Annotated in this window: 9 protein-coding genes; 2 read left to right on the top strand and 7 right to left on the bottom strand. The window is 77.6% G+C overall.

Going from position 1 to position 7759, the window contains the following annotated elements; genetic code table 11:
• Positions 1-153: 153 nt before the first annotated feature.
• From PGN05_RS16680 to PGN05_RS16655, 6 genes are all read right to left on the bottom strand, one after another.
• On the bottom strand, positions 154-486 hold the full coding sequence (locus tag PGN05_RS16680; protein WP_419753682.1) for a small basic family protein: 333 nt from the start codon (positions 484-486) through the stop codon (positions 154-156).
• A gap of 3 nt (positions 487-489) precedes the next feature.
• Positions 490-1407: a DUF881 domain-containing protein gene (locus tag PGN05_RS16675; RefSeq protein WP_419753681.1), complete on the bottom strand. Its 918-nt coding sequence runs from the start codon at positions 1405-1407 to the stop codon at positions 490-492.
• A complete protein-coding gene (locus PGN05_RS16670) occupies positions 1404-2087 on the bottom strand; it encodes a CDP-alcohol phosphatidyltransferase family protein (RefSeq protein ID WP_419753680.1) in 684 nt (227 codons plus the stop codon). The genes PGN05_RS16675 and PGN05_RS16670 overlap by 4 nt, the downstream gene beginning before the upstream one ends.
• Before the next feature lie 120 nt (positions 2088-2207).
• Complete coding sequence (locus PGN05_RS16665) at positions 2208-4277, bottom strand: elongation factor G-like protein EF-G2 (RefSeq protein WP_419753679.1); 2070 nt, start codon at positions 4275-4277, stop codon at positions 2208-2210.
• A 3-nt stretch (positions 4278-4280) separates the two neighbouring features.
• Complete coding sequence (locus PGN05_RS16660; RefSeq protein ID WP_419753678.1) at positions 4281-4481, bottom strand: DUF1918 domain-containing protein; 201 nt, start codon at positions 4479-4481, stop codon at positions 4281-4283.
• A 97-nt stretch (positions 4482-4578) separates the two neighbouring features.
• Positions 4579-5475, bottom strand: a complete 897-nt coding sequence (locus PGN05_RS16655) for an FAD:protein FMN transferase (RefSeq protein ID WP_419753677.1) — start codon at positions 5473-5475, stop codon at positions 4579-4581.
• Positions 5476-5596: 121 nt separating this feature from the next.
• Between PGN05_RS16655 and PGN05_RS16650 the strand changes: the two genes are divergently transcribed.
• Together PGN05_RS16650 and PGN05_RS16645 are read left to right on the top strand one after the other, a co-directional pair.
• A complete protein-coding gene (locus tag PGN05_RS16650; RefSeq protein WP_419753676.1) occupies positions 5597-5794 on the top strand; it encodes a hypothetical protein in 198 nt (65 codons plus the stop codon).
• 95 nt (positions 5795-5889) lie between these two features.
• Complete coding sequence (locus PGN05_RS16645) at positions 5890-6057, top strand: hypothetical protein (RefSeq protein WP_419753675.1); 168 nt, start codon at positions 5890-5892, stop codon at positions 6055-6057.
• A 9-nt stretch (positions 6058-6066) separates the two neighbouring features.
• Here PGN05_RS16645 and PGN05_RS16640 read toward each other — a convergent pair whose 3' ends face one another.
• Positions 6067-7740: a bifunctional 3'-5' exonuclease/DNA polymerase gene (locus PGN05_RS16640; protein WP_419753674.1), complete on the bottom strand. Its 1674-nt coding sequence runs from the start codon at positions 7738-7740 to the stop codon at positions 6067-6069.
• Between the last annotated feature and the right edge of the window lie 19 nt (positions 7741-7759).

Genomic DNA, 7759 nt, shown 5'->3' with positions numbered 1-7759 from the left:
CCGGCGGGGGCTCCGCGGCCGGTCCGGCGGGGTCGGCGGCCGGCCCGGCGCCGGTCGGGTCGCCGGCCACGGGACCGGCGGCGGGCTCCTCCGGCGCGGGAGGACCGGCCGGCTCCGGCCCGCCGGTGCCCGGCACCGGGCGCTCCTCCCCGCTCATGCCCGGAACACGTGCCGGCGGATCGCCGCGGCGTTGCCGAAGATGCGGATGCCGAGCACGACGACCACCGCCGTCGACAGCTGCGCGCCCACGCCGAGCTGGTCGCCGAGGAACACGATGAGCGCGGCGACGACGACGTTGGACACGAAGGAGATGACGAAGACCTTCGCGTCGAAGATGCCGTCGAGCCGGGCGCGGGCGCCGCCGAACACCGCGTCGAGCGCCGCGATGACGGCGATCGGCAGGTAGGGCTGCAGCCACAGCGGGACGCTCGGGTCGAACAGCAGGCCGAGGACGACTCCGGCGGCGAGGCCGAGGACGGGGATCACGGGTCAGTCCCCCGGTGCGGGATCGGGGGCCGGGGCGGCGGGTTCCTCGGACAGCGGGGCGGCGGAGCGGAGCTCCAGGGAGCTCCCGGCGGGAAGGGACAGCTCGTCCTCCTGGGCGAAGTCGAAACGCAGTCCGAAGGACTCGGAGATGAGGGCGAGGGCGCCGACCTCGGGGCTGGCCAGGAACCGGGACCGCAGGGTGTCCGGATCGCCGATCGCCCGGACCAGGTAGGGGTTCATGACCGGGCGGAAGTCGACCAGCACCGCCTCGCCGGCGAACCGGATGGCCGTCGTCGGGCCCAGCCGCTGGCCGTTGATGCTCACCGCCTCGGCGCCGGCCGCCCACAGGGCGTTGACCACCAGCTGCAGGTCGCCGTCGGCCACCCGCCCGCGAGGGTCCTCCTCCCCTCCCCCGCCGACCGGGTCGGCGTCGGCGTCGGGTTCGGCGTTGGCCAGGGTGACCAGGAGACCGGGGCCGGTCACGGGGACGCCCGCGGCCGCCAGCTCCGCCGCGGCGACCGCGTCCAGGGCCCGCTGCCCGACGGCGGTCGCCGCCAGCGCGTCGTCCCGGGCGGCCACGACGTCGGTGCGCAGCGCCTCCAGCTCGGCGGCGAGGTCGTCGGTGGTTGCCGACTCGGCCTGGATGTCGGAGACCAGCGCCTCGCGGACCTCCTCGCGGCCCTGCAGCCCGGCGGCGGCCTGGTCGTAGGTGACCGCGGCCAGCACCCCGGTCACGGCCAGGGTGACCGCGACGGCGACCTGCCCCCGGCGTCGCCGCGCCGGCGAGGGGGTCGTGCCGGCCGCCGCGCGGTCCCGGGCCGCCCGGGCGTACGCCGGGTCGAGCGTCTCGGCCAGCACCTGGTCGAGGAGCGAGGCGCCCATCGAGCGCGGCCCCCCGCCGCGCTCGACGGTGCTGGTCACGGGGCCGCCCCGGCGGCGGGCACCCCGGCGCGCTCGGCGCGCACCAGGCCCAGGACCTGGACGACGTAGAGGACACCGGCCAGGACGTACAGCGACCCACCCCAGATGGTGAACGCGTAGGCGACCGGCTGGACGACGGCGACCACCGGCCCCTCGCCGTCGGCCAGCAGCAGGAGCGGGAAGGCGTACAGCAGGTTGAACGTCGCCGCCTTGCCCAGGTAGTGGACCTGCAGCGGCGGGTAGCCGTACCGGGCGAGGACCAGCAGCATGGCGCCGAGCACGAGCTCGCGGCCCACGAGGACGGCCACCACCCAGAACGGGACGACGTCGCGCAGCACGAAGGCGATCAGCGTGGCGACGATGTAGAGCCGGTCGGCCGCCGGGTCCAGCAGCGCGCCCAGCCGGCTGGACTGGCCCAGCACCCGGGCCAGCTTCCCGTCGGCCCAGTCGGACAGGCCGGCGACCATGAGGACCACGACGGCCCAGCCGTCGGCCTGCGGGCCGAGCAGCAGCCAGAGGAACAGCGGAACGCCGAGCAGCCGCAGCACCGACAGCGCGTTGGGCACCGTCCAGATGCGGTCGGGCAGCTCGTTGCGGTCGCCGACCAGCGGTTCCGCGGGCGGCCCCGCCGAGCCGCTCCGGACGCGGGCAGCCGCCGACGGCCCGTTGGACGACGTCACGAAACCTCCAGCCCGCTGCACACCTCCCCCGAGGCTAGTGTCCCGCGCCGACACTCCCTCGGGTGGCGCACCGGGGACCGCTGCCGGCCCCGCCCCGCTGCCCAGGCGGAGCAGAGCGGCTCATGCCGGGACGGCGGTCAGCGAGGCGGGCGCCGGCTCGTAGCCCAGCGGTCGGCGGGAGAAGCTGCCGGTGCCGTGCGACACCGAGCGCAGCGCGCCGGCGTAGGTGAGCAGCTCCACCTCGGGCACCTCGGCGCGCACCGTCGTCCGGTCCCGGTCGGGGTCGGCGTCACTGCCGGTGACCCGCGCCCGCCGTCCGGACAGGTCGCTCATCACCGCGCCCACGTAGTCCCCGGGCACGACGACGTCGACCTCGCACCAGGGCTCCAGCACGCGGGTGCCGGCGGCGGACGCCGCCTCCCGCAGCGCCAGGGCACCGGCGGCCTGGAACGCGGCGTCCGAGGAGTCCACCGAGTGCGCCTTGCCGTCGACGAGGGTGACGTGCACGTCGACGATCGGCCGGTCCCCGCTGACACCGCGCTCGGCCTGCGCGCGGATCCCCTTCTCGACGCTGCCGTGGAACTGGTTGGGCACCGTGCCGCCGACGATGCGCTGCTCGAACACCACGCCCGTCCCCGGCGGGCCGGGCTCGGCCTCGACGACGACGATCGCGTACTGGCCGTGCCCGCCCGACTGCTTGACGTGCCGCCCGGTCACCCGCGCCGGGCCGGCGAGGGTCTCCACCATCGGCACGCGGACCGGCACCGTCGACACGGTGACGCCGTGCCGCACCCGCAGCCGCTCCAGCAGCACCTCGGCGTGCGCCTCCCCGACGCACCACAGCAGCAGCTGGCCGGTGTCCGGGCGCCGCTCCAGGCGCACGGTGGGGTCCTCGGCGACCAGCCGGGTCAGCGCGGTGGCCAGCCGGTCCTCGTCCGACCGCGAGGCCGCCTCGAGGGCGATGGGCAGCTGCGGGGTGGGCAGGTCCCAGGCCGGGACCAGCCGCGGGTCCTCCGGCGAGGAGAGGGTGTCGCCGGTCTCGGCGGAGGAGAGCCGGGCGACGGCGCAGATGTCGCCGGCCGGGCAGGCCGCCACCGGCCGCAGCGTGGACCCGAGCGGTGAGGACACCGCGCCGATGCGCTCGTCGACGTCGTGGTCGGGGTGCCCCCGGTCGGCCATGCCGTGTCCCGAGACGTGGATGGGGGTGTCGGGCCGCAGGGTGCCGGAGAAGACCCGGACCAGCGAGACCCGGCCCAGGTAGGGGTCGGTCGTCGTCTTCACGACCTCGGCGACGAGCGGGCCGTCGGGGTCGCACGACAGCACCGGGGCGGGCGCGCCGTCGGGCCGGGTGACCGGCGGGCAGCCGTGCTCCATCGGGCAGGGGAAGCCGTTGACCAGCAGGTAGAGCAGCGAGTCGATGCCGATGCCCTGCAGCGGCGCGGCGCAGAGCACGGGGTGGAAGTGGCCGCGCGCGACCGCGGTCTCCAGGTCGCTGATGAGGTCGCCCTGGACCAGCTCGTCGCCGGCGAGGTAGCGCTCCATCAGCGCCTCGTCCTCGCTCTCGCCGATGATGCCCTCGATGAGCTCGCTGCGGAGCCGGTCGGCGTCGGGGGCCCTCGCACCCGGTTCCAGCAGCGACACCAGCCCCGAGACGGCGCCGTCCGGGCCCCGCTCGACCAGGTGCACGGGGTACACGCCCGCGCCGAGCATGGTCTGGCACAGCCGCACGGTCTCCTCGACGTCGGCCCGCGCGCGGTCGAGCTGCGTGACGACCACGGCGCGCGGCATGCCGACCGCCGCGCACTCCTCCCAGAGCTGCACGGTGCCGGCGTCGACGCCGTTCACCGCGGACACCACGAACAGGGCGGCGTCCGCGGCGCGCAGCCCGGCGCGGAGCTCGCCGACGAAGTCCGGGGAGCCGGGGGTGTCGAGCAGGGTCAGCCGGTGGCCCTCGTGCTCGACGGTGGCCACGCCGAGCGACACCGACCGCTGCTGGCGGGCCTCCACCTCCTCGCTGTCCAGGCAGGTGGTGCCCTCCTCGACCCGGCCGGCGCGGGGCAGCGCGCCGGTGGCGACGAGCAGTGCCTCGGCGAGGGTGGTCTTGCCGGCGCCGGCGTGGCCCACGAGGGCCACGTTGCGCACTTTGCTCGCCGGTCGCGGGGCCGGCGCGGTGCCGGTGTCCTTCGCCACCGGTCAGCCGTTCGCCGGCTCGGGGACGACGGCGCAGGTCCCCGCGGCCGGGTGGAAGACCCCGGTGTGCCCGTCGGGGTCCCACTGGACGACGAACGGCGGCCCGCCGCCCTCGCCGCGGACCTCGAGCACCTGGCCGGTGCGCTCCGGCTCTCCCTGATGGGTGGAACGGACGACGATCCTGTCCCCGACTCGCGCTTGCACGGCGGCCTCCCGGCGGATTCCAGGTCTGTGGTGTGGCTCACAGCCTGCCCGCGGGGCCGAGCCCGATCAAGGGTCCACCGCTCCCGTCCCGCAGCGCTCAGGTCGCGGCCCCGGACAGCACGCCGACCCCGCTGGTCCGGACGGCCGTCCCGTTCCGCACCGTGGTCGTGGTGCCGTCGGTCCAGGCGACGCGACCGGTCCGGCCCGGGCGGGTCCGCAGCCAGTCGGCCGCCTCGTGGCCGAGCGTGTGGGCCGCGGTCGCGTCGAGGCAGGCCTCGGTCAGGGTGGCGGCCACGACGGTCACCGCGACGATCCCGGACGCCGGCTGTCCGGTGCGCGCGTCGACGACGCGCCGCCCGCCGCGGGCGGGGCCCGACGTCGCCACGGCGCCCGAGCGCCGGGGCGGCTCGTCTCCCCATTGGCGCGCGTCGCGGCGGTCCCTGGCGCCGGGCTCCCCGAACGGGCCGGCGGGGTCGCGGGTCCGCCAGACGAGGTCGCCGCCGACGGACAGGCAGAAGTCGGTGTCCGCGAGCGCGCGCAACGGCGCCGCCGCCCGCTCGGCGGCCCAGCCCGGCACCACCGCGCTCGGGTCGAAGACCTCCTCGCCCAGCCCTCCGGCCCGGTAGACGTCGAAGGCGCCGGAGGAGTCCCGGGTGACGGCCGCCCCGAGGGCCAGGACCTCGGCCACCTCCGGCGGGCAGTCGACCAGGGCGAGCTCGCCGCGGCCGAGCCGGGAGACCGCCGAGGAGAAGCGGTCGGTGCTGAACACCTGGTCCGCGGCGCGCAGCACGGCCAGGGCCGCGGTCCAGGCGGCGCGGCCCTCGGCGTCGTGGGCATGCCGGCCGCGCAGCGCCAGGCCGATCGACCGGCCCAGGGCGCGGGCGGTGTACCGGGCCGGGCGGCGCTCCCCCGCCCGGCCGGCGCTCCGGGGGACCGGGGAGGCGGCGGCCGGCGTCGCCCGTCCGGCGCCGACCGGGGTGTGCGAGTCGCTCACGGCGTTCCCTTCGTCGAGGTCGGGCCCGACGATCGCGGCACCGGCTGGAGGGCGGCCGGACGGCAGCTGTACGTCTCCTGGACGCCGGGCCCGCGCCGGACGCGGCGCGCATGCTGGTGCCATGACCGATGCCGTGGCCGGCCGTGAGCAGGAGACCGGACGGGCGCACGCGGTGTCCCGCGAGGCGGCCGACGGGCCGCCGCCGTGGGTCGGCGTCTGCGGCGCCCCGGTGGCCGTCGTCCAGGGCACGTGGGCCGGGCGGCGCGGGCTGGGCTCGGCCGATCCGTGCCCCGAGTGCCGGCGCCTGGTGCCGGCCTGACCTGCCCCCCGATTGGGGGGTACCTGTCCCCCCCGGGCGAGGCCACGCTCTGCATCCACGGGATCAGGGGTTCACAGAGGGCCGGGGGGCTCGCGATGGAACTGCAGGACATCATCAAGGTGGTCACCAGCGACGAGCCGATGACCGTCGCCGAGCTGCAGCTCGCCGCGGCCGCGCTCGGCGCGCCGGCGGGCTCGCCGGACCTGCCGACCCGGGTGGCGCGGGTCCGGGTGGCGTTCCGCCTGGAGAAGCTCGGCGCCTGACCGGACCGGTCAGCCGGCCTCGGCCCAGGACCGGACGACGGCGACGTCCAGCGGGAAGTCGACCGGGAAGCCGCCGAACAGCAGGCGCCCGGCGGTGACCGCGGCGGCGCGCACCTCGGCCGCGACCGCACCGGCCAGGGCCTCCGGGGTGTGCACGACGACCTCGTCGTGGAGGAAGAACACCAGGTGGGGGCGCTCGGCGACGGTGCCGGAGCCGCCCAGCCGCCACAGCCGGTTGCGCAGGTCGGCCAGCCAGCACAGCGCCCACTCCGCACCGGTGCCCTGGACGACGAAGTTGCGGGTGAACCGGCCCCAGGCGCGGCGGGCGCGGTCCCGGTCCTCCGGGGTGCCCGCACCGCCCTCGGGCACGTCGGGGTCGAACGGGTCGGCCGGGCGGTCGGCCCACGCGCCGGACGGGACCGGGGACCCCCGGCCGAGCAGCGTGTGCACCACCTCGCCCCGCTCCCCCGCCCGGGCGGCCTCCTCGACCAGCCCGATGGCGCGCGGGTACCGGCGGGTCAGCCGGGGCATCATGCGCCCGCTCTCGCCGCGGGTGCCGCCGTACATCGCCCCGAGCACCCCGAGCTTGGCCTCGGCCCGGGTGGCGACCGCGCCGCTGTCGACCATGCCCTGGTAGAGGTCGGCCGACCGCGCCGCCTCCGCCAGCGCGGCGTCGCCGCTCATGCCGGCCAGCACCCGCGGTTCCAGCTGGGCGACGTCGGCGACGACGAACCGCCACCCCGCGTCGGCGACCGCGGCCGGGCGCACCTGCACCGGCATCGACAGCGCGCCCCCGCCGGTGGACGCCCACCGTCCGGTGACCACGCCCCCGGGCAGGAAGGCGGGCCGGAACCGTCCGTCGCGCACCCAGCTGTCCAGCCACGACCAGCCGTTGGCCTGCAGCAGCCGGGCCAGCCTCCGGTACTCGAGCAGCGCCGGGACCACCGGGTGGTCGACCTGCTCCAGCGTCCACGAGCGGGTGTCGGTCACCGCGACCCCGGCCGTCCGCAGCGCGCGCAGCAGGGCACCGGGTGAGTCGGGGTTGAGGTCGGGCGCGCCGAGGGCCGCCCGCACCTGCTCGGCGAGCCGCTCGAGCTGCACCGGCCGCAGGCCCCCCGCCGGGCGGGGCCCGAGGACCTCGGTGAGCAGGCGGTCGTGGACGTCGGCGCGCCAGGGCAGCCCGGCGTGCGTCATCTCCGCGGCGGCCAGGGCGCCGGAGGACTCGGCGGCGAGCAGCAGACCGAGGCGGGCGGGCTCCGCCGACGCGGCGAGCACCGCCTGCTGCCGTGCGTGCTCGGCGACCGGGTCCAGCCGGTCCGCGGGGTCCTGCAGCGGGAAGAGCGCCGGGTCGTCGGCCCCCACCGGCGCGAGCGCCGCCCACCCGGGGCCGTCGTCCCCGGCCAGCAGGGACCGGTCGGCGAACGGGGAGGCGCGCAGGACGGCGTGGCCCAGCCGCAGGTCGACGCATCGCTCCACCCGGACGCCGGCCGCCAGCAGCCCCGGGTACCAGCGGGTGGTGTCGTCCCACACCCAGCGGACCGGGCCGCGCGCCTCCCGGTCGGCGACGAACGCGGCCAGCTCCTCGCGGCGCAGCGGGGTCCCCTCGGCCGGCGTTCCGTCGCCGGCGAGCTGCCGCGCCGCCACGGCCGACCCGCCGCGGCGCACGAGCACGACGCGGTCCACGCCGGCAGTCTCGCGGACG

It is taken from the genome of Geodermatophilus sp. CPCC 206100 (assembly GCF_048569675.1).
GTDB lineage: Bacteria > Actinomycetota > Actinomycetes > Mycobacteriales > Geodermatophilaceae > Geodermatophilus.
Note: the sequence above shows the minus strand (reverse complement) of the source record. Positions and strands in the feature narration are given on the sequence as shown.